Source organism: Actinoplanes utahensis (genome assembly GCF_016862455.1).
Taxonomy (GTDB): Bacteria; Actinomycetota; Actinomycetes; order Mycobacteriales; family Micromonosporaceae; genus Actinoplanes; species Actinoplanes utahensis.
The window spans coordinates 12962-33809 of record NZ_BOMZ01000111.1; the positions used below are offsets into that span (position 1 = coordinate 12962).

20 protein-coding genes are annotated in these 20848 nt (G+C 72.4%); 9 read left to right on the forward strand and 11 right to left on the reverse strand.

The window, feature by feature from the left end; all coding sequences use genetic code 11:
- Positions 1-831, forward strand: coding sequence for a MerR family transcriptional regulator (locus Aut01nite_RS39500; RefSeq protein WP_204037907.1), 831 nt, complete (start codon positions 1-3; stop codon positions 829-831).
- A gap of 4 nt (positions 832-835) precedes the next feature.
- On the forward strand, positions 836-1774 hold the full coding sequence (locus Aut01nite_RS39505; RefSeq protein ID WP_043526402.1) for a transglutaminase-like domain-containing protein: 939 nt from the start codon (positions 836-838) through the stop codon (positions 1772-1774).
- Between the two features lie 19 nt (positions 1775-1793).
- Here the strand turns inward: Aut01nite_RS39505 and Aut01nite_RS39510 are convergent, their stop codons facing one another.
- The 3 genes from Aut01nite_RS39510 to abmR all read right to left on the reverse strand — a co-directional run bounded on the left by Aut01nite_RS39510 (position 1794) and on the right by abmR (position 4448).
- Positions 1794-2171 (reverse strand): DUF3037 domain-containing protein, encoded by a 378-nt coding sequence (locus Aut01nite_RS39510; protein WP_043526547.1) that lies wholly within the window; start codon positions 2169-2171, stop codon positions 1794-1796.
- Positions 2168-2890 carry a HipA family kinase gene (locus Aut01nite_RS39515; protein ID WP_043526548.1) on the reverse strand — a complete coding sequence of 241 codons (723 nt, stop codon included), beginning with the start codon at positions 2888-2890 and terminating at the stop codon, positions 2168-2170. Before Aut01nite_RS39515 ends, Aut01nite_RS39510 begins: the two co-directional genes overlap by 4 nt.
- Before the next feature lie 1006 nt (positions 2891-3896).
- Positions 3897-4448, reverse strand: a complete 552-nt coding sequence (abmR, locus tag Aut01nite_RS39520; protein WP_043526405.1) for an ATP-binding transcription factor AbmR — start codon at positions 4446-4448, stop codon at positions 3897-3899.
- Between the two features lie 1415 nt (positions 4449-5863).
- Between abmR and Aut01nite_RS39525 the strand changes: the two genes are divergently transcribed.
- The 3 genes from Aut01nite_RS39525 to Aut01nite_RS39535 all read left to right on the forward strand — a co-directional run bounded on the left by Aut01nite_RS39525 (position 5864) and on the right by Aut01nite_RS39535 (position 8186).
- Positions 5864-6211 carry a histone-like nucleoid-structuring protein Lsr2 gene (locus Aut01nite_RS39525; protein ID WP_043526407.1) on the forward strand — a complete coding sequence of 116 codons (348 nt, stop codon included), beginning with the start codon at positions 5864-5866 and terminating at the stop codon, positions 6209-6211.
- 66 nt (positions 6212-6277) lie between these two features.
- The gene (locus Aut01nite_RS39530) at positions 6278-7009 is read left to right on the forward strand and encodes an SDR family NAD(P)-dependent oxidoreductase (RefSeq protein WP_043526409.1); all 732 of its coding nucleotides are present in this window, start codon (positions 6278-6280) and stop codon (positions 7007-7009) included.
- A gap of 100 nt (positions 7010-7109) precedes the next feature.
- Positions 7110-8186 (forward strand): NAD-dependent epimerase/dehydratase family protein, encoded by a 1077-nt coding sequence (locus Aut01nite_RS39535; RefSeq protein WP_043526410.1) that lies wholly within the window; start codon positions 7110-7112, stop codon positions 8184-8186.
- A gap of 275 nt (positions 8187-8461) precedes the next feature.
- Here Aut01nite_RS39535 and Aut01nite_RS39540 read toward each other — a convergent pair whose 3' ends face one another.
- Positions 8462-11491, reverse strand: coding sequence for a putative bifunctional diguanylate cyclase/phosphodiesterase (locus Aut01nite_RS39540; protein WP_043526550.1), 3030 nt, complete (start codon positions 11489-11491; stop codon positions 8462-8464).
- Positions 11492-11575: 84 nt separating this feature from the next.
- Between Aut01nite_RS39540 and Aut01nite_RS39545 the strand changes: the two genes are divergently transcribed.
- Entirely contained in the window at positions 11576-12208 is a 633-nt protein-coding gene (locus Aut01nite_RS39545) for a class I SAM-dependent methyltransferase (protein ID WP_043526413.1), read from the forward strand.
- 114 nt (positions 12209-12322) lie between these two features.
- Here Aut01nite_RS39545 and Aut01nite_RS39550 read toward each other — a convergent pair whose 3' ends face one another.
- From Aut01nite_RS39550 to Aut01nite_RS39565, 4 genes are all read right to left on the reverse strand, one after another.
- Positions 12323-13033, reverse strand: a complete 711-nt coding sequence (locus Aut01nite_RS39550) for an HAD family hydrolase (protein ID WP_043526415.1) — start codon at positions 13031-13033, stop codon at positions 12323-12325.
- A complete protein-coding gene (locus Aut01nite_RS39555) occupies positions 13030-13785 on the reverse strand; it encodes an ROK family protein (RefSeq protein WP_152628773.1) in 756 nt (251 codons plus the stop codon). Before Aut01nite_RS39555 ends, Aut01nite_RS39550 begins: the two co-directional genes overlap by 4 nt.
- A gap of 56 nt (positions 13786-13841) precedes the next feature.
- Complete coding sequence (bioD, locus tag Aut01nite_RS39560) at positions 13842-14609, reverse strand: dethiobiotin synthase (RefSeq protein ID WP_052163888.1); 768 nt, start codon at positions 14607-14609, stop codon at positions 13842-13844.
- Between the two features lie 290 nt (positions 14610-14899).
- The gene (locus tag Aut01nite_RS39565; protein ID WP_043526418.1) at positions 14900-16033 is read right to left on the reverse strand and encodes an 8-amino-7-oxononanoate synthase; all 1134 of its coding nucleotides are present in this window, start codon (positions 16031-16033) and stop codon (positions 14900-14902) included.
- Between the two features lie 84 nt (positions 16034-16117).
- On the opposite strand from Aut01nite_RS39565, the gene bioB reads away from it, so the two are divergent.
- Entirely contained in the window at positions 16118-17113 is a 996-nt protein-coding gene (gene bioB / locus Aut01nite_RS39570) for a biotin synthase BioB (protein WP_043526420.1), read from the forward strand.
- Positions 17113-17280 carry a biotin synthase auxiliary protein BsaP gene (bsaP, locus tag Aut01nite_RS39575; RefSeq protein WP_173476694.1) on the forward strand — a complete coding sequence of 56 codons (168 nt, stop codon included), beginning with the start codon at positions 17113-17115 and terminating at the stop codon, positions 17278-17280. The genes bioB and bsaP overlap by 1 nt, the downstream gene beginning before the upstream one ends.
- A gap of 60 nt (positions 17281-17340) precedes the next feature.
- Here bsaP and Aut01nite_RS39580 read toward each other — a convergent pair whose 3' ends face one another.
- Positions 17341-18363 carry a GNAT family N-acetyltransferase gene (locus Aut01nite_RS39580; RefSeq protein WP_043526421.1) on the reverse strand — a complete coding sequence of 341 codons (1023 nt, stop codon included), beginning with the start codon at positions 18361-18363 and terminating at the stop codon, positions 17341-17343.
- An 89-nt stretch (positions 18364-18452) separates the two neighbouring features.
- The gene (locus tag Aut01nite_RS39585; protein ID WP_043526423.1) at positions 18453-19163 is read right to left on the reverse strand and encodes an ACT domain-containing protein; all 711 of its coding nucleotides are present in this window, start codon (positions 19161-19163) and stop codon (positions 18453-18455) included.
- A gap of 480 nt (positions 19164-19643) precedes the next feature.
- Here Aut01nite_RS39585 and Aut01nite_RS39590 point away from each other — a divergent pair, with 480 nt between their 5' ends.
- Positions 19644-20348, forward strand: coding sequence for a pyrimidine reductase family protein (locus Aut01nite_RS39590; RefSeq protein WP_052163876.1), 705 nt, complete (start codon positions 19644-19646; stop codon positions 20346-20348).
- Here the strand turns inward: Aut01nite_RS39590 and Aut01nite_RS39595 are convergent.
- On the reverse strand, positions 20292-20690 hold the full coding sequence (locus Aut01nite_RS39595) for an RNA polymerase sigma factor (RefSeq protein WP_083999168.1): 399 nt from the start codon (positions 20688-20690) through the stop codon (positions 20292-20294). The two genes, Aut01nite_RS39590 and Aut01nite_RS39595, sit on opposite strands and share 57 nt — an antisense overlap.
- Between the last annotated feature and the right edge of the window lie 158 nt (positions 20691-20848).

Sequence of the window (20848 nt, forward strand, 5' to 3'; positions counted from 1 at the left end):
ATGACGGTACGGGGGGACGGGTCGATGACCATCGGAGAGTTCGGGCGGCGGACCGGGCTCTCCATCAAGGCGCTGCGGCTCTACGAGGCGTCCGGCCTGCTCCCACCGGCCGAGGTGGAGCCGAGCGGCTACCGGCGCTACACCTCCGTCCAGCTCGACCGAGCCGGGCGGATCAGTCTGCTGCGGCGGCTCGGCATGCCGCTCGCCGTGATCGGCGACATGCTCGGCCTGCCCGACGCCGAGGCGGTCACCCGGCTCGACCGGTGGTGGTCCACCGAGGAGGCCGCGATCGCCGCCCGCCGCGACGGCTATCGATGGCTGCGCACCCGGCTCGCGCACGGCGACGAGCCCGACATCTCCTACCCCGTGCACACCGTCCTGCAGCCGGCCCGCAAGGTCGCGACCCTGCGTTTCGAGACCGACCAGCAGGGTCTCGTCCCGGGCATGGGCGCCGCCGAGTGGGAGATCCGCCGCCGTCTGGAGGAGCAGGGCGCCGCGACGACCGGCGAGCACTGGGCGATCTATCACGGCCAGGTGACGCCCGACTGCGAGGCTCCCGTCGAGGTCTGCGTGCCGTTCACCGGGACGGCCGAGCCGGCCGGGCGGCTCACCATCCGGATGGAGCCGGAGCACCTGGTGGCCTTCGCCGAGGTCACCCGGGACGACTGCTTCTACCCCCGGATCCTGCAGGCGTACGAGGCGGTCGAGACCCACGTCCGGACGGCCGGCCTGATCCGCACCGCGCCGCCCCGCGAGATCTACCTGGACAACTGGGACCGGCTCACCGGAGCCGACCCGTTCACACACGTCGCCCAACCGTTCGAGGGATGAGCTGATGGACTACACCCGACAGACCCGATTCTCCGACCCCGGCCGGCACCTCAGCCGGCTCACCGCGCTGCCCGCCGACGTGGCGGCGCTGCCCGCCGAGGTCGCCGCGATCGGCGCCGTCGTCCGCAACACGGTCGTCCACTACCGCGCCTCCGGCATCGACTTCCCGCCCCGGCGGCTCACCGAGATCGACAGCCGCTGGGTGGAGACGATGCTCGACGCCCTCCCGCCGGGCGAGCCGCTCGGCGCCCCGCGCCCGCCCGAGGACCGGATCGTCGGCTGCTGCCGTGACTTCACCCTGCTCACCGTCGCCGCGCTGCGGGCGAACGGGATCCCCGCCCGCAGCCGGGTCGGCTTCGCCGACTACTTCCACGAGGGCTTCCACACCGACCACGTCGTGGTGGAGTACCACGACGGCACCCGCTGGGTCGCCACCGACGCCCAGCTCGACCCGGCCGCCGGGTTCCCGGTCGACGTGGCCGACGTGCCCCTCGGGCCGGGCGGTCTGCGGACGGCGGCCCAGTCCTGGCGGGCGTTCCGGCTCGGCGACGACGACCCTTCGACGTACGGCGTCGATCCCGCCCTGCCGATCCGCGGCCCCCTGATGATCGGGCAATACGTGCTGACCGAGCTCGCCCACCGCCGCGGTGACGAGCTGCTGCTGTGGGACTTCTGGGGTGAGCCCGCACGAGTGCTCGCCGGACTGGGCGGCCGGTCGGTCGAGGAGGCGTGGGCGACCCTGCCACCGTGGGAGTCCGGCGATGTCGCCCTGCTCGACGAGATCGCCGCCCTGCTGATCGACGCGGACGCCGGTGATCAGGCCGCCGAGCGCAAACTGGCCGAGCGTTATTCGTCCGACCCGCGCGTGCGGCCCGGCGACGTCGTCACCTGCCATTCACCTCGCGGCATCAGCTACGACGTCGACCTGCGCGAGCGGCGCTGACCTTCTCCCGCCGGTCGATTCAACGGACCAGCAGGTCCACGAGCCTTCGCAGTTCGGCGCCGGGGTCGGCGGCCAGTCCCATGTGGACCGGCCCGGCCCGCAGGATCGTGCTGCGCGGCGCCACCAGCCAGCGGAAACGTTCGCCGAGCCGCATCTGCTCCGACGCGCCGCCGCCGGCGCAGGTCCGGTCCCAGGCGTCCAGCGCCGCCCGGATCCCGTCGACGTCGGCGGCCGGGTCCAGCGCCCGCAGCCGCGCCTCGTCCAGGTGGGTCAGCGCCGACAGGAAATCGTGCCGCTGGCTGTACAGAAGCACACCGACGTTGATCAGCTCGCCGCGTTCGATCCGGGGCACGGCCTGGATGATCGCGTACTCGTAAGGAGTGAGTCGGGGTGTCACGGCAGCCACGCCTCCGGCTGCGCGGCCCGGCGCGACAGGTGGTTCAGATAGGCGTCCCGGTCGCCGTCCTCCAGCCACTCCTCCGGCACCAGGCCGATGACTTCGGTCAGCAGGTCCGGCGTGATCCGGGCCGCCAGCCGCGGCCCTTCCGAGGCGACTTCGGTGGCATACGGTTTGAGCACGTGATCGTCCCACTTGTACGGGCGGTGCACCACGTTCTCGGCGCGCGGCCAGTTGTGGTGGAAATACAGCGTCGCCCCGTGATCGATCAGCCACAGGCCACCGTGCCAGATCAGCAGGTTCGGGTTCCGCCAGCTGCGGTCCACGTTCTCCACGAACGCGTCGAACACCACCACCCGGCTGGCCAGCCCCGCGTCGACCGGGTGCGCCACCGGGTCGTAACCCAGCGCCCCCGGCAGGAAGTCCATCCCGAGGTTGCCCCCGGCACTGGCCTTGATCAGCTCCTGGACCTCTTCGTCCGGCTCGGCCCGCGCCACCACCGGATCCAGCTCCACCCGGGCCAGCTCCGGCACCGGCAGCCCCAGCCGCCGCGCCAGTTCCCCGGCGATCACCTCGGCGACCAGGGCACGGGGGCCCTGACCGGCTCCGCGGAACTTCACCACGTACGTCCCGAGGTCGTCGGCTTCGACGACGCCGGGCAGCGACCCACCTTCCCGGAGGGGAGTGACATACCGGATGGCGGTTACCTCACGAAGCACGGCACCCACCCTACGGACCCCGCCCGTGCCACCACTGGACCGGCCCCGAGCCCGTCCGGCCGCCCTTCCCCTGCCCGCCTTCGGGTCGAGGGCACACCGTTCGGGCACTGGTCGTTGCTGTGGTCTCGGGTTGCTGTCGGTTCTTCCGCTGTGTCTCGTTCGTCCCTGCCGGCGTTCGGGGGGCATGCCGTTCGGGCGCCGGTCGTCGTCGTGGTCTCCGGTCGCCGGCGGTTCTCCTGCGGTGGCATGTCCGCCCTGGCGATCTTCAGGGCGGGTTCGGTCGTTCGGGTGGTGGACGACGCTGTGGTTTTCGCCGCCGTCGGTTCTTCTGCTGACTCGAAAGTCGGCCGTCACCGCAGCTCACGCCTTGAATGAAGGCGTTATGTCAACCGGCCCAGCGGCCGGCTTTCACACACGGCACGGGCGTCGCAAGGACACGGACGGCTGTGTCTCGTTCGTCCTGCCGGCCTTCGGGTGGGGCGGCATGCCGTTCGGGCGCCGGTCGTCGTCGTGGTCTCCGGTCGCCGGCGGTCCTCCAGGGTGGCTTGTTCGCCCTTGTCGGCCCTCAGGCGGGTTCTGCAGTTCCGGCGCTGGCCGGCGCCGTCGTCCTCGGCCGTGATCTTGACGGCGGGTGGCGTGGATCGTCGCGGTCGACCGGAGACCGATCTTTCGTTCCCTCGCTGAGAAGCCAACCGCACACACTTGAAGACCTGCTCGGTGCCGGCGGGTCGCACCCGGGCTCGCCAACGCCGCGATCGGAACCCGTGACCCGCATCCCGGCTCGTGTGGCCGGAGTGCGGATATCTCCGCCCACATCAGCTCTCGGCGCCATCGGCTGACCGCGATCCGCCGGTGGTGGCCGGGTCGACGGGGAGCGGCCTGCCCCGCGGGATCCGCCGCCGATCCGACAGCCCTCGACGTGCGTGGACGTCAGATGTCCGTGTTGGCAGCGGCGGATCTCCGGCGATGTCGAGCACCCGACTCTCGGCGCGGACGGTGGAAGCCGTCAGGCGTCCGGGCCGCGCCGTCGGAGCTCGTCGACGTGGGTCATGGCGGTGCGGAGCTCGGTGAGCCAGTCCTCGGTGTGCCGGCCGACGAGCTTGACGCACCAGGCCAGCGCCTCGGAACGGGACCGGGCCACGCCCGCGTCGACGAGGGTGTCGAGAACCTGGCGCTCCGGCTGCCGAAGCCGCGTCATCACGGGGGCGGACAGGTGGGTGAAAAGCTCCGAGGTGTCGCCGCAGCGGACTCCCCAGGCGACCTTGCGCTGGTAACGGTGCTCGATCTGGCGGGCGACCCGGATCCGGCCGTCCCGGGTGTCCTCGCGGAACTGGGTGATCCGCCCGGCCTGACCCGCCGCCCGGTCGGCGTCGGTGGGGTCCTCGCCCAGCTCGGGCCGGGGCAGTCGCCCCCAGATGATGATCTCGTCGCGGTCGATGACGATCTCGGGCTGCTCGGTGAACCATCCGTCCGGGATCGCACCGGTGATCCAGGCGGCGGCATCGTCAGCGTTGGGCGGCTCAGCCCGCCCACCGGGCGGAGCGAATCGAACTCGCATGGCATCCTCCCTTGGCTTACCTGATTACATGCTTACAGCCTTTCGTCGCTTCCGGCCATCACGGTTCGCCGAAGGCGAACTCTCCCATCCCACCGACCACGAGCCCGTCCATCCCGCCGACCACGAACCCGCTCCTCGTGTCGGCCACTCGCGGCCCGGATCCCCCGCCCCCGTGTGCCACTTGCCAGTCGCCTTCGGCAAGCGAAAGGCGCCGCTCCCGGGCCGGCTTCGCCGCTGATGCCGGGGGCCGGGTGGGTGCCTCCCGTCGGCGGGGTGACGTGTAGGGCGGTTCCCGGTCGTAGGGCCCCGGGCTTCCAGCCTTCGGTTTCCTCGCTGGCGACGACTGTCCGGGCCGCCGCCGATCCGCTTTCATCCCCGTTGCCCTCCGCCCGTTTCTGCGCCCCACCCTCGTCCGTCCGCTCCCCGCGGGACTGCCTGTCACGGGCGGGCGGCCCGGTGCCAGTTCCTTCCAGCTGGTTCTCACTGCTGTCTCGGGGTGAGACAGCGCTGACGACCAGCCGGAAGTCCCCGGCTGGTTCTCACTGCTGACCTTGCTGGCCGATTCGCCGCCCTTTTGTCGAACGTGGAGATTCCGCTGTCCGCGCCACCACGCGCTCAACCGATCCAACCCAGTGGACGGAACCGCCCGCCCGCGACGGAGGCACCCTTCCCACCCCTTACGCGCGAGATCTAGTGAGTTTCGGGCGAACCGGTTCACCACAACCTCGCAAGATCGACAACCGGCGGGTAAGCAATTGCCCAGCAGGGTCACTGCTTGTCTCGGCGGCGGTGAGACAGCGCTGGCGACCAGCCGGGAACTGGGCTGGTTATCACGGTTTGTGTCACTGCTCTCTCGAGTGGCGGAGAGGGCAGTGAGAACCGGCCGGGCAAGATCCGCTGCGGCGCGGACGGTTCCCTATCCCCCGGCTGCGGGATCGGTGGCGGTGGGGCGGCGGTGGGCTGAAGGGGCGCTGGGGAAGTGTGGCCCGGAAACGGCGAACCGCCCCGGCACCGGAGAATCGGCGACGAGGCGGCTCGGGATCGGGGATGGTGGCTGGTGGCGCCCGGTGTGGGGGATCGCCTACGCTCCGGGCTGGAGCGGATCTAGGCGGGGCGCGGTGATCGCGGTGGCCCCGCGAATGCCACGAGGGCGGTCAGTGCGACTCGGATGGCGCGGCTCATTGACCCTCCCGGAGCCTTGGGAGCGCTCCCAAGACGGACGTTACCGCACATTCACGGTCCTGAAAAGGTCTGAGAGGCCGATCGGTGCGGGCAATTGCGACATGCCAAGACGGGCAATTTGCACTCGCTGCCATGAGGGCGACAGAATGAATGCGACGACGAGCATTCGCGGCCAGGCTTCGCGCGCACGCCCGGACGTCACTCGAATGAACATGGCGTAGGAGCGAACAACCATGGCCAAGCAGATTATTACCGTGCTGACCGACGACCTCGACGGCGGGGATGCGGACCGCACCGTCGAATTCGGTCTCGACGGGGTCAACTACACGATCGACCTGTCCGAGAAGAACGCCGGCAAGCTGCGCAAAGCTTTGGAACCGTTCCTCTCCGCGGCCACCCGGCTGGGTCGTAACGGTAACGTCGCCACCACTGCGCGGCGTGCCGTTCCGGCGGCGTCGAGCCGTTCCAGCCGCGACCAGAATCAGGCTATTCGGGAGTGGGCCAACAAGAACGGTTATCCGGTCTCCGAGCGTGGCCGGATCCCCAGTAACGTCGTCGAGGCGTACCACAACAAGCGCTAGATTGACGGGAAACGGCGCCGTCCGGGAGTATCCGGGCGGCGCTGTCGTCGTCGAAAGGGGAGGGTCGTGGCCGTCGTCGTCGTCACCGGGGCGTCCAGCGGGATCGGCCGGGCCGTCGCCGTACGTCTCGCGGCCCGTGGTGACACCGTCATCCTCGCCGCCCGCCGTGCGGCGCAGCTGGAGGCCGTGACCGACGAGATCGCCGCAGCCGGGGGCACCGCTCTGCCGGTGGTCACCGATGTCAGCGACCCGGGCGCCGTGCGGGCGCTGGTGACCCGCGCCCGTTCGGTGAACGGCCGGATCGACGCCCTGATCAACAATGCGGGTGTCGGCGGCGACGCGTCGATCCTGGCCGCGGACGAGGAGGTTCGCGCGATGGTCGAGGTGAATCTGATGGCCCCGATCCGGTTGATGCGCGAGGTCGTCCCGGTGATGCGCGAGCAGCGCTCCGGCTCGATTGTGAACATCGGCTCGGTGGCCGGCGAGATCGGGATCGGCGGGGTCTATTCGGCGACCAAGTTCGGGTTGCGGGGGATCAACGATTCGGTACGCCGGGAACTCGCCGGCACCGGAATCGGAGTCACCCTCGTCGAGCCCGGATTCATCGCCACGGAACTGACCGCGCACCGTTCCGGCCTGCCCGGTCCGGAGATCGTGGCGGCCGCGGTGGAACGGGCGCTGAACCGGCCGCGGCGCCGGGTGGTCGTCCCCGGAAAGTACCGGGCGGCGATCATGCTGTCGAATGCGCTGCCGTTCGTCACCGACCGGCTCTATGCCGGACGGGCCGCGCGAAAATAGCCGCCGCCGGAAATGATGCCGCGCTGACCTGCCGGGTAAAGACTTCCTTAAGGCGGGAATGGGTGGTTCAAACCCGCCCTCCGGGGTACTCCACAGCACCATGCGTGTAGTGATCGTGGGCGCCAGCGGCAACGTGGGCACCGCCCTGCTGCGCCGTCTCCACTCCGAATCCGACATCGAGATCGTCGGCGTCTCCCGTCGTACGCCCGACCCCACCGGCCCGTACGCCGACCTGAACTGGCATTCGATCGACGTGGGCGCGGATGACGCCCCCGACCGTCTCGCCGCCGCCTTCGCCGGCGCCGACGCCGTGGTCAACCTGGCCTGGCAGATCCAGCCCAGCCACGATCCGCGCCGCCTGTACCGGACCAATGTGCTGGGCAGCCGCTCCGTCTTCCGCGCCGCGATCCGATCCGGCGTCCCCACCCTCGTGCAAGCCTCGTCGGTCGGCGTCTACGCCCCCGGCCCGAAGCAGGCGTTCGTGCGCGAGACGTGGCTGCGCACCGGCGTCGCGGAATCCTCCTACAGCCGGCACAAGGCCCTCGTCGAACGGATGCTCGACGAGATCGAATCCGATCATCCGACGCTGCGGATCGTCCGGCTACGTCCGGGACTGATCTTTCAGCGGGACGCCGGAACCGAGATCGCCCGTTACTTCGCCGGCCCGCTGCTGCCCGGAAGACTGCTGCGGTTCGGGCGGATCCCGGTGGTCCCCGCGAACCCCGGGCTGCGCATGCAGGCGGTGCACGCCGATGACGTCGCCGAGGCCTACCTGAGCGCGCTCCGGGCCGACGTGCGGGGCGCCTTCAACATCGCCGCCGGCCCCGTGCTCGACGCCGAGTTGATCGGGCGCGCTTTCCACGGCGTACCCCTCAAGGTCCCTGGTCTTCTGCTGGAGGCAGCAGCCGCGCTGACCTGGCAGCTACGCCTGCAGCCGGTGGACCGGGGATGGGTGCGCCTGGCGCTGAAGGCGCCGCTGATGAGCTGCGACCGCGCCGCCGCCGAACTCGGCTGGCGCCCGCGGACCGACGCCGTCAACGCGTTCCGCGAACTGCTCACCGGCATCGCCGGCCATGCGCACACCGAGAGCCCGCCGATGGCGGACGACGCCGGGCTCCCCGGACGGTTCGGCGGCCTGCTGCGCGGCCGGCTTCCCGGCACAGGCAACCCCTACTGACCGATTCTGTACGCCGTCGGCCGCCCCGTGCCGAAGTCGCCCGTGTCGACGCCGCCCGCGGCGAGCCCGCCCGCGGCGAGCCCGCCCAACGCCGACCGCAGAGCCCGCCCAACGCCGACCGCAGAGCCCGCCCACCGCCGAACTCGCCCACCGCCGACCCCGCCCTCCCAGGGGGAACCCCCGCTGGTCATTCTCGCTGGGATCGGGGTTGCTCGGTGGGTGGGCTGTGGACGGCGCGGCGCTGTGGACGACGGCGGACGATCCGTGCGGCCGTGCTACACGGCGATCGGCTGGGCGCTGCGGAGCCAGGCCAGCACCTCGGTGGGGCCGAGTGGGCTGGAGAACAGGTAGCCCTGGCCGAGCGGGCAGCCGAGCCGCACCAGCACCTCCCGGTGGGTGGCGCTTTCGATGCCTTCGGCGACCACGGTGAGGCCCAGTGACTGTGCCAGGCTGACGATGCCGCTGACCAGGGCCATCGGCTGTGAGCTGGTGACCATGTCGTCGATGAAGGTCTTATCGATCTTGATGATGTCGATCGGGCGCTGCCGCAGGTACCCGAGCGACGAGTACCCGGTGCCGAAGTCGTCGATGGCGATGCGGATGCCCATCTCGCGGAGGACGCCGAGGTCGGTCCAGATCCGTTCGTCGTCCTTGACGAGCAGGGTCTCGGTGATCTCCAGGATGAGGGCCTGCGGCGGCACCGCGGTGTGGGCGAGCGCCGTCCGGACCTGGTCGACGAAGCCGCTCTCCCGGAACTGGCGGACGGACACGTTGACGCTGACGTACGGGGCCTGGCCGGGGGGCAGGATGCGCCGCCACTCGGCGACCGTGCGCAGCGCCTCCTCCAGGACCCAGCGGCCCATCGGGACGACCAGTCCGCTCTCCTCGGCGACCTCGATGAACTGGTCCGGGGTGACGATGCCGCGTTTCGGGTGGTGCCAGCGGACCAGGGCCTCGAACCCGACCGCCGTTCCGGTGGGCAGGTCCACGATCGGCTGGTAGTGCAGCAGGAAGTGACCTTCGTTGACGGCGTGGTCGAGCGCGGACCGCAGTTCCAGGCGTTCCACCATCTCGGTGTGCAGGTGTGCCTGGTATCGCCGCCACTGGTTCTTGCCGGCGCCTTTGGCCACGTACAGGGCCAGGTCCGCCTGTCGCAGCAGCTCGTCGGCGTCGCTGCCTTCGGGGGTGGTGGTGATGCCGATGCTGGCGGCGGCGTACAGCGGTTTGGCGTCGGTGACGATCGGCTCGGCGAGCGCCGCGAAGATCCGGTTGGCGGTCTCCTCGACGGCGCCGGGGTCGTTGACGTTCTCGACGAGCGCGGCGAACTCGTCGCCGCCGAGCCGGGCGGCCGTGTCGTCGGCGCGCAGTGCCCCGGCGATCCGGTGCGCCACCGCGATCAGCAACTGGTCGCCGACCGCGTGGCCGAGCGTGTCGTTCACGATCTTGAAGTCGTCCAGGTCGATGAAGAGCACGCCGATCACCGAGCCGTCCCGGGCGCTGCGGGCCGCCGCGTGCCGCAGCCGGTCGTTGAAGAGCACCCGGTTCGCCAGCCCGGTCATCGCGTCGTGGAACGCCTGATGGGTCAGTTCGTTCTGGAGACGGCGCTGCTCGGTCACGTCCCGCATGGTGATGACCAGGCCGGCCACCGTCGGTTCGGCGCGCAGGTCGCGGCAGTGCAGTTCGAGCAGCACCTCGTCGTGCCGGTGGCTGCGGGCCCGGAAGTCCAGCAGCTGGTCCAGCTGGTGGCCGCCGCGGACCGCGGCGAGCACCTCGGCCAGCCGGTCCCGTTCGCCGGGGTGGATCACCTCGGGCAGCCGGGCGCCGGTCGGGTCGCCGCCGAAGACGCCGATCGCGGACGGGCTGGCGTACCGGATCCGGTCCTGTTCGTCGATGATCGTGATGACGTCGGCGGTGTTCTGGATCAGGGTCCGGAAGTAGGTCTCGCTGTTGCGGCGGGCCACCTCCTGGCCGAGGGCGATCCGTTCCAGCGCGAGCGCCACCTGCCCGGCCAGCACCTCCACCGAGCGTTGCAGCTCCAGCAGCGCCCAGGTCGGCGCGGCCACGTGCAGGACGCCGACCAGCGGATCCCCGCCCGGCCGGTCCTTGAGCACCATCGGGCAGCGCAGCGTCTTGGTGAACTGGGTGAGGCGTACCGCGACGGCCCAGTCCACCTCCCGGGTCGGGACCAGACGGGCCGCGGTGCCGGTGGCCCGGTCCACCGCCGCCTGCACCGCGGCCTCCGGCGACTGCGGCTCGGACTGGGTGATCGTGATGGCGAGCACCACGCCGTGCGGGACGTCGCCGGGGATCAGCTGGGCGACCGCGGTGCGTACCGCCAGGCCGACTGCCTCGCTGTCGTTGGCCGACACCAGGGCCGCGGACGCCTCGCGCAGCGCCCGTTCCCGGGACATCGCCTGCCGGTGACTCGTCATGATGCCGGCCATCCGGGCCAGCACCAGCGCCACCATCAGCGTGCTCAGCGCGGCCACCACGGTCAGGCCGGCGAACTGGCCGTCCCGGAACATCTTCACCAGCAGCACGGTCGGCGCGACCATGGCCGCCCCGCCGAGCATCACCAGCCGGACGTTGCTGGTCTCCGCGACCGGCTCCTCGGCCGGGCGGGTCAGTTCGGCCATCGACGGGATCAGTGCCGCCATGCCGGCCGCCGTGTAGAGGGCCAGATGCCCGAAACCGGATTCCCGGCCGACGTCGGCGGCGAGCAGCGCGACCACCCCGGCGCCGAGCAGGTAGCCGGGCGCGACCAGGCGGCCCGGCATGGTCGCCAGCCGGACGAGCAGCCCGAGGCAGAGCAGGTCGGCGACCGGCATGGCGATCTCGGTCCAGCCGGTGCCGACCGAGCCCTCGATCCGGGGGCCGACCACGAACGTCCAGATCAGCAGCGCCACGCCGGAGGTGACGGTGAGCGCGTCGAGCAGGCCGGCGCGGTCCCGGGACGAGCTGGTGCGCTGGTCGACGAAACCGGACAGGGCGACGGCCAGGACGGCGTACGCGACGAGCAGCAGGGCGGTGCCGGCCGATTCCAGCCACGGCAGCCAGTCGGTGATCCAGGACGGGGCACTCTCGGCCGCGCCGCCGGCGGCGGAGAGGATCACGGCGCCGGCCAGGACCCACCAGGGACGTACGTCGTCCGGTCTGCTCCGCCGGAGCCCCAGGCTGATCGCCACCACCGCGGAGACGCCCGCGGCCAGCCGTATCGGGGCGTGCAGTGCCGCCTGCAACCCGAAGGCCACGCCGAGCACCGCCATCCAGGCGCCGAAGATGGTTGCCGGCCATCGTGTCGGCATCGGCGCTCCCTCCCGATGGGCGTGCTCGTCGTGACTGTTCGGCCCGGTGGGCACGGATCTGAGCGACAACGGCACAATCGGGGCGTGCTTCTCGAATTCGTCCAGGCCCACACCGTCCTGGCGCCGGTTCCGTTCGTTCCCGAGGTCCGGCTCTACCAGGCCGGTGACCCGATCGCCCTGTGGGAGGCGACCGAGGAGTCCGGCGCCGAGCAGCCGCCGCCGTTCTGGGCGTTCGCCTGGGCCGGTGGGCAGGCGCTGGCCCGGCACATCCTCGACGACCCGGATCTGGTCTCCGGGCGCAGCGTCCTCGACCTGGCCACCGGTTCCGGCCTGGTGGCGGTCGCCGCGGCCCGGGCCGGCGCGCATCCGGTCACCGCCAACGACATCGATCCGCTGTCGCTGGCCGCGGCCCGGGCCAACGCCGAAGCCAACGGGCTGCGGGTGGAGACGGTCGAGGCGGATCTGCTCGACAGCGACGAGACGTACGGCGTGGTCCTGGCCGGCGACGTCTTCTACAGCCGGGAGATGGCCGGCCGGGTCCTGCCGTTCCTGCGGCGGGCGGCCGGCCGCGGCGCCCTGGTGCTCGTCGGTGACCCGGGCCGCGCCTATCTGCCGGACGGCCTGATCGAACGGGCCGTCTACGACGTGCCGGTCATCGAGGAACTGGAGAGCATGCCGATCCGCCGTACCAAGGTCTGGCAGGTCACCGCCTCCTGACAACCAGCCGGAGAGACCCCTCGCATGACCCGGGTCCGGGGGACGGTCCGGTGGACCGCCTGCCGTGGCCGCCGCGAGGCACGGGACCCGGCTACGGCGTACCGGGAAAGGGTGTCAGAGAAGGGCCAGGAGACCGTGACCGTCGGTGACCACCTGGTCGGGTTCGGCCTGGGTTCCGCCGGCGTCGGCGCGGCCGGACGGCATCAGGACGGCGGTGCCGATGTCGGCGCGGCGCGCACAGGCGATGTCGCGGCGGCGGCTGTCGCCGACGAACCAGCAGGCGGCGGGGGCGATGCCGAGGCTGTCGGTGGCGGTCCAGATCATCTGCGGGTTGGGTTTGCGGACACCCGCCTCGTCGCTGTAGACCTGCACGTCGAAGAGATGGCCGACGCCGGCGTGCGCCAGGAAGTCGCGGTGGGCGGCGCCGGACAGGGTGTTGCTGACGACGGCGAGGTGGATGCCGCGTTCGGTGCAGGCGGCGAGGAACTCGGGGATGCCGGGACGCAGCGCCCACCCCTCGCGCCGGGCCCAGGCGTAGCTGAGCCGGGGGATCGCGCCACGCACCCGCGCCTGCGCCAGCCGGGGCCAGTCGCCGATCACGAAGCGTTCCCAGACGTCGAGCTGCGGAAGCTCGTCGGGCCAGTCCTCGTCACGCCAGCGGGCGTAGGCGGCGGCGCCGTCCTTCAGCGACTGCTGGATGCGGCCGGGGGCGAGCGCGCCGTCGATCAGGTTGTAGATGCGCAGCACGAGTTCCGGCTGGTCGGCGCGGAACGGCGCGTCGGCCAGGACGCCGCCGAAGTCCAGCAGAACGGCTTCCGGGGTCATCGGACCTGACCCAGGGTCCAGGCGCGGACGCCGCCGACGATGCCGGCCGTGTTCGGGACCACCACCACGTCGTCGCCCATCCGGGCCAGCTGGGTCGGGGTGATCAGGCGGGAGTTGCCGCCGCCGAGGTAGACGCGGTCCCAGAGGAAGACCGGGCGCAGGCCCTCGACCACGTTGCGGACCCGGCGCGACCAGAGCGCGTCACCGAGGCGGCGGCGCTCGTGCTCCCCGATGTACGTGTCGTAGGACATCCCCCAGCGCACCGGCGCCTGCGACATCTCCAGGTGCGGGGCGAGCTCGCCGCCGTCGAAGAGGGCGCAGCCCAGGCCGGTGCCGAGGGTCAGCACCAGCTCGCAGCCGGTGCCCGCGACCACCCCGGCGCCGTGCACCTCGGCGTCGTTGAGCACCAGCGTCGGCAGCCCGAACGCCTCGGCCAGCGCGGTCCGGGCGTCGAACCCGTGCCACGCCTCGACCAGCTCCGGGTCGACCCTGGTCCGTGGCCCGCTGCGGGTCACGTAGTGCGGGGTGGCGACCACCACCCCGTGCCGGATCATGCCGGGCATGCCGACGGTGACCCGGTCCGCGTTCGGCAGCCGCCCGCCGAGCCCGACCAGGGTCTTCACGAACAGGTCCGGCGGCAGTGGATAGGGCGTGGGCACCCGGATCGGCTGGGCCCGCATGGTCCCCGCCTCGTCGAGGACGGAACCCTTGATCCCGCCACCACCACAGTCGATCGCCAGGGTGAAAGCCACTCGGCCAGTGTGCATGCGGATCCCCTCCCCAGCCTGCAATTGTGCCGGGTGTCCCGCTATCCCGCCTCTTCCGCCCAGACACGCCAGTTGTCCAGCACCCCGTGCAGGGCGGGGGTGAGCCAGCCCGGAGCGGACCGCCGGAACACACCCGGATCCATCGATCCGGCGCCCGCGGGCAGCGCGCCGACCAGGTACGGGACGAGTTCGCCCAGGTTGGCCCAGTGGACCAGCTCCGGTTCGGCCGGCCAAGCGCCGAGGATCACCCGGGCCGGGACGGCACGCCGGTTCAGCGCCTCCAGCGTGAGGGCGGTGTGGTTGAGGGTGCCGAGCCCGGCCCGCGCCACCACGATCATGTTGGCGCCCAGGGTGGTGGCCAGGTCGGCGAAGGTCCACGGCTCGCCGGACGGACGCAGGCCCATCGGCACCAGCAGACCGCCGGCGCCCTCGACCAGCACCAGATCGTGTTTCGCGGCCTCCGCCCGGATCGCGTCGACCACGTCGAACAGGTCCAGCGCGGGCAGCCCGGCCACCTTGGCGGCGGCCAGCGGGGCCAGCGGTTCGGGGTATTCGGCGAGCGTGCGCACCGTCTCCGGGCCGGCCAGGCGGGTGACCACCTCGGCGTCGGTGGGCGCGCCGGTCGCGATGCCGGTCTGACCGGGTTTGATCACCGCGACACGCTGGCCCGCGGCCTGGGCGGCGGCGGCCATCGCGGCGGTGGCGATGGTCTTGCCGACCTCGGTGTCGGTGCCGGTGACCAACACGATCCCGTGCCACTCGTCCGGGCTGCCGGAGGGGCGCGCGGGTTCCGGTTCGCGCTTCTCCACGGGTTCGGCGGTGGCCGGCGCCGGCGCTCCCGGAGACGGTTCGGCGGTGGCCGGGGCCGGCGCTCCCGGAGACGGTTCGGCGGTGGCCGGGGCCGGTGCTTCCGGAGACGGTTCGGCGGTGGGCGCGGTCTCCGGCTGCGGGGGTACGGGCGGAGCCTGCCCCCCGCCGTGCGCCTGCAACGGGTCCGGCTCCGGGGTGGCGGCCGTCCGCGGCGTCACGTCCGGCAGCCCGTGACCGCCGCCGCGGCGTGGGGGCGGCGGAACCACGGACAGGTGAGGGGGATCGGCGGTCACGGTGCGCACTCCAGGATCACGGTCAGGGCTCGGGCGAAAGCCTCCTCGGCCACGCCCGCGTTGACGGTCAGCCGCAGCCGCGAACTGCCGTCCGGTGTCGACGGAGGCCGGAAACAGCCGACCGCCACCCCGCGGTCCCGGCAGTTGGCGGCCCAGGCCACGGCGGCCTCGGGCCCCGGCGCCGGCACCGACAGCACCCCGGCGGCCGGGTCGCGGGTGGGGAATCCCGCGTCCCGCATCCGGGCGGCGATCAGCTTGCCGCGGCGGAACAGAACGGCCCGCCGGTCGTCGGCGGCCTGAGCGACCTCGACGGCGGCGAGCACCCCGGCGACGACGGCGGGGGGTGGCGCGGTGTCGTAGATGAAGGTGCGGCCGGTGTCGACCAGGTGCCCGATGAACGCCGCCGGACCGGCCACCACACCGCCGGCGCCACCGAGCGCCTTGGACAGCGTGGCGGTGATGATCACGTCCGGCTGCCCGGCCAGGCCGGCGGCCGTGACGCCGCCGGACCCATGCGGGCCGAGGAGGCCGAGCGCGTGCGCGTCGTCGACGATCAGCAGCGCGCCGCGGGCCGAGGTGACCGCGTGCAGGGCGGTGAGCGGGGCGAGGTCGCCGTCGACGGAGAAGACCGACTCGGTGATCACGGCGGCTCGGCCGGGATGGGCGTCCAGCAGGGCGGCGACGGCGGCCGGGTCGTTGTGCGGGGCGACCCTGACCGGCGTCCCGGCGATCCGGCAGCCGTCGATCAGGGACGCGTGGTTGTAGGCGTCCGAGACGATCAGGTCGCAGACCGGGGCGACGGCCCGGACGACTGCCAGGTTGGCCAGGTAACCCGAGGAGAAGACCAGGGCGGCCTCGGCGCCGAGCCAGCCGGCCAGGGCGTCCTCGAGGGCGGTGTGGGCGTCGGTGGATCCGCGGACCAGGCGGGATCCGGTGGCGCCCAGCCCGTACGCCGCAAGCGCCTGCCGTGCCCCGTCGACCACCCGGGGGTGATCGGAGAGACCGAGATAGTCGTTGCCGGCCAGATCGACGACGGCGCCGCCGGCCGATCGCGGCCGCAACTGACGGGTGAGCCCCGCCTTGGCCCGCTCGCGGGCCAGACGGCCGATCTCCTCCAGCCAGTCCGCCAAGACACCCCCATTGATCACCGGAACGGAAAACTATCACCCAGCTCTGACAGTCCTACCGGGCTGGGAACTCTGTAGGGTACGGGCATGCCAGAGATCCTCGACCGGGCCCGTGCCCGGGTGCTCGACGACGGTGCCGGTCTCGCCGAGGCGGACATCCTTGAGGTGCTGCGCCTCCCCGACGAGGACCTGCCGGAGCTGCTGCAACTGGCCCACGACGTCCGGATGAAGTGGTGCGGCCCGGAGGTCGAGGTCGAGGGCATCGTCTCGCTGAAGACCGGTGGCTGTCCCGAGGACTGTCATTTCTGCTCCCAGTCGGGCCTTTTCGCATCCCCCGTCCGGGCGGTGTGGCTCGACATTCCCTCCCTCGTGGAGGCCGCGAAGCAGACCGCCGCCACCGGCGCGTCCGAGTTCTGCATCGTCGCCGCGGTCCGCGGGCCGGACCAGCGCCTGATGGACCAGATGCGGGCCGGCGTCAAGGCGATCAAGGAGGCGGTCGACATCCAGGTCGCCGCCAGCCTCGGCATGCTGAGCCAGGGGCAGGTCGACGAGCTGGCCGAGATGGGTGTGCACCGGTACAACCACAATCTGGAGACCTGCCGCTCCTACTTCCCGAACGTGGTGACCACCCACTCGTGGGAGGAGCGCTGGGACACGCTGACCATGGTCCGCGAGTCCGGCATGGAGGTCTGCTGCGGCGGCATCCTCGGCATGGGCGAGACCCTGGAGCAGCGCGCCGAGTTCGCCGCCCAGCTGGCCGAACTGGACCCGCACGAGGTCCCGCTGAACTTCCTCAGCCCGCGGCCGGGCACCCCCTTCGGTGACCGCCCGGTGGTGGAGGGCCGCGACGCGTTGCGCGCCATCGCCGCCTTCCGGCTGGCGATGCCGAGGACCATCCTGCGGTACGCCGGCGGCCGTGAGATCACGCTCGGCGACCTGGGCACCCGGGACGGTCTGCTCGGCGGCATCAACGCGATGATCGTCGGCAATTACCTGACCACGCTGGGCCGGCCCGCCACCGCCGACCTGGAGCTGCTGAAAGACCTGAAGATGCCGGTCAAGTCCCTGTCGGCGACCTTCTGATGTACTGCGACCGGTGCGGGGAACCCGGCACCCACCCGGCGTGCGTGTCGGCGCGGGAGCTGGAGCCGCCGCGTTACTGCCCGGACTGCCGCCGCCGGATGAAGGTGCAGGTCGTCCCGACCGGCTGGACCGCCACCTGTGTGGAGCACGGCGAGCGGCGCGGCTGACGGCCACTTCCCGTGTGTGTTCCAGGGGCGTACGACGGCCGGGATGCACACACGGGAGCCTCAGCCCGTCACCCGCTGCGGGGCTGTGCGCAGGGTGACGGTCACCATCGCGCCGTCCCGCTCGATCGGCCCGGAACCGACCCGGCGCAGGGTGCGCAGCATGGCCGCGTTCCCCGCACCGGTGTGCGCGACGAGCGCCACCACACCGGTCCTCGCCGCGTGGGCCCGCAGCCGCCGCAGCAGCGCCGTGCCGAGGCCGCGCCGCTGCCACTCATCGGTCACCAGCACGTGCAGCTCACCCAGGTCGCCCTCGGTGACCAGGCCGGCCATCGCCACCACCGCGCCGCCCGGCGCGACCGCGAGCAGGGTCCGCCCGGCGGCCGGCTCCAGCAGGCGGCGCAGCCGGGCCTCGCCCGGGACGCCGCCGGGGAAACGCTGGCGCAGCGTCACCGGCGAGCACTCGTCGTGGAACTCGGCGACGGCGGCCAGATCGTCCGGTCCGGCGGGCCGCAGCACCACCTCCGCGCCGTCCGGCAGGAGCAGCGCGACCTGCTCCCGCTGCCGGCGGTGGATGGTGGCGGCGACCTCGACCAGAGCCTGGGCCCGGGCGAACTCGGCCGGGGTGAACGCGGGCAGCGCCCGCAGCACCTCCAGCGAGCCGCCGGACGGGTCGGCCAGGGTCATCCGGCCACCGTGGAAACCGGGCCGGTCGTCCGGCGAACCGGGCCGCCAGCGGACCTCGGTCGCGTCCAGCAGGGCGGCGAGCGTCTCGCCGAGCGAGTCCGGCTCGTGCACCAGCCGGCCGGCCAGGGCCAGCGCACGGGTCGGCTGGTCGGCCAGGCGCTGCGGGTCGGCCCGGGTCACGAACGCGTCCCGCCCGCGACCCTTGGCGACCGCGGCCAGCAGATCGGCCTCGGTCAGCTGGTCCGGCGCGTCCACCAGGAAGTCGTCGACCGCGCCCTCCTCGGTGGTGTGCACCTGGACGGCGAGGATGTTGACCGACCGCAGAGCGAGGCTCGCGGTCAGCACCGAGAGGTAACCGGGACGGTCGTCGACCGTGGCCCTGACACGCCACAAAGCCATTCGGGGCACTCCTTTCCTCCGGCCTCCAGAGTGCCCCGCCGTTGTTGCGCGGGTATTGCCTTCACCTTCGATGACCGCGGTTAGGACGATCACATTCGCTGGGCGGTGGCCGGCGTGACCACCGAGTCCAGGCGGTCGCCGAGGATGACGGCGGCGGCCCGGACCAGCTGGGCGATCCGGTCCACCTCGGTGATGTGGAAGGCGGCGGCCGGCAGGTCGTCGTCATCGGTCCGTGCCACCACCAGCACCAACCCGGCCCGGCCGAACGGGGCGACCGCGTACCGCGCGCCGCCGGGCTCGGTCATCGGGCGGGCCCGCAGCGGGGTCACCTCGGGCAGCCGCAGCGGGGACGGGGCACGCCAGCTGGCGTAGATCACGCCCGGCCCGGTGCCACCGCCGGCGCCGTTGCGGGTGGCCCAGTCGGCCGGAACCATCGCGGCGGCGGCCCAGTCGGCGGCCAGCAGGCCGGGGACCGCGTCGACCAGGGTGGCCAGACCGTCCGCCGGGTTCGCCGCGACCTGGGCCAGCAGCTCGGCGTCGTGACCGCCGTTCACCGGGGCCCCGATCGCCTTCCACACCCCGTCCACCTGCACCCCGGGGATGGCGGCCAGCCCGGCGAGGAGCCGCTCGACCCGGGAGGCGCCCGGCCACACCACGGTGAAGTCGTCGACCGCCCGGCCGCCCAGCCGCTCCAGCACCACGACCTGGACGATGTCGGCGCCGGCCACCCCGAGGGTGCGCGCGACCTGGCCCAGCGCTCCGGGACGGTCCGGCAGGGTGATTCGAACCCGCAGCAACATGAAGCTCCTCCCGTCGCGACGGCCGGTGGCGCCGTCCTGCCTCGACACCCTGCCCAACCGGCGTTTCGGACCGGTTGCACAGCCGTGTCCCGGCCGTCAAGCTGCCGGGACATGCCCGGAATCACAACTCCAGGTTAAGAGGGGACGGCTTCCGGACCGGGCCGCCGGTCGGGTGTCGGACCCCGGCGGCTTCCCCCCGTGTCGACGTCCGGCGCGCATAGTGGCCGAAGTCAACACGCTCCAGCCTGGAAGGGCGGGCGATAGGCTCGGGGCATGATCTGTGACGCCTGCCGGGAGCGGCGGCACGACGGCTGCCGGGGCGGCTCCTGGTGCGACTGCCAGCACCGCGAGCCCGAGCCGGTCCCGCCGGTGACCGGGCCACCCGGCCCGTGACCGTCCGTCCGGGCACGCCCTCGCGGCCCTTGCTTCGCTATCCGGGCCTGCCCTCGCGGCCCTTGCTTCGCTGCGGTGCACTCGGTCATGCCTAGGCTGCCGTCCTCCCCGGCCGAACTCGTCGCCTGCTACCCGCGGGCGGACTCGCCCACCCTCCGGGTCGACTTCATCGCCAGCGCGGACGGCGCGGTCTCCGTCGACGGCCTCTCCGCCGGGCTCCAGGGGCCCGGCGACAAGGAGGTCTTCGACACCCTGCGGATGGTCTGCGACGCCCTGATCGTGGCGGCCGGCACGGTCCGCGCCGAGGGGTACGACGCGCTGCGGCTGACCGCGCCGGCCCGGCGGTGGCGGGTGGCGCACGGCCTGCCCGAGTTCCCGCTCATGGTGATCGTCTCCGGCTCCCTCGACCTGGACCCGGAGCAGCTGATCTTCTCGGACGCCCCGATCCGCCCGATCGTGCTCACCCACCGTGCGGCGCCGGCCGGCTCGCCGATCGCCGAGGTGGCCGAGGTGATCCGGCTCGGCGACGACGAGGTGGACCTGGCGGCCGGGGTGCGGCTGCTGCACGAGCGCGGGGCCACCCAGCTGCTCTGCGAGGGCGGCCCCGGCCTGCTCGGTTCGATGATCGCCGCCGATCTGGTCGACGAGCTGTGCCTGACGGTCGCCCCGCTGCTGGTGGGCGGCCCGGCGGGCCGGATCGCGCACGGCCCGCCGGCGCCGCCGCGCCGGATGTCGTTACGGCACGCGCTGACCCGCGACGACATGCTCTTCCTGCGGTACGCCCGGAGTTGACCACGGAACCGGGTCGACGCCGGTACGGGCGAGCGCCCGGTACTGCCGCACCTCGGTGCGCTGGTGGCCGCGGAGCAGGTTGGCGGCGATCCCGTAGAGCCACGGCAGGGCGTCCGGCTGGTCGTCGTCGTACCTGTGCCGGCTGCGGAAGGCGATCAGGAACGTCTCCGCGGTCAGATCGTCGGCGAGCGCCCGCCCCACCCGCCGGGTCAGGTACCGGTGGATCGCGTCGGCGTGCCGGTCGAAGATCCGGCCGAAGGTCTCGGGGTCGGCGGCGGACCTCAGGATGAGGAGAAGGTCCGGTTCGGTGTCGACCGGGGAGCTTCGGGCTGCTGGTGTCATGGCGCCCTTTCGATGAGGGGTGTCCCGTCACCCGGTCATTGACCGATCCGCGCCGATCGGTTCGATCCAGGGCGCGCCTCACACACGGGTTCAAGATCTTGTGCGTAACTCGTCTGATGGACACCACAGGTAGTGGAAAGCAGAGGGCGCGGGCATTT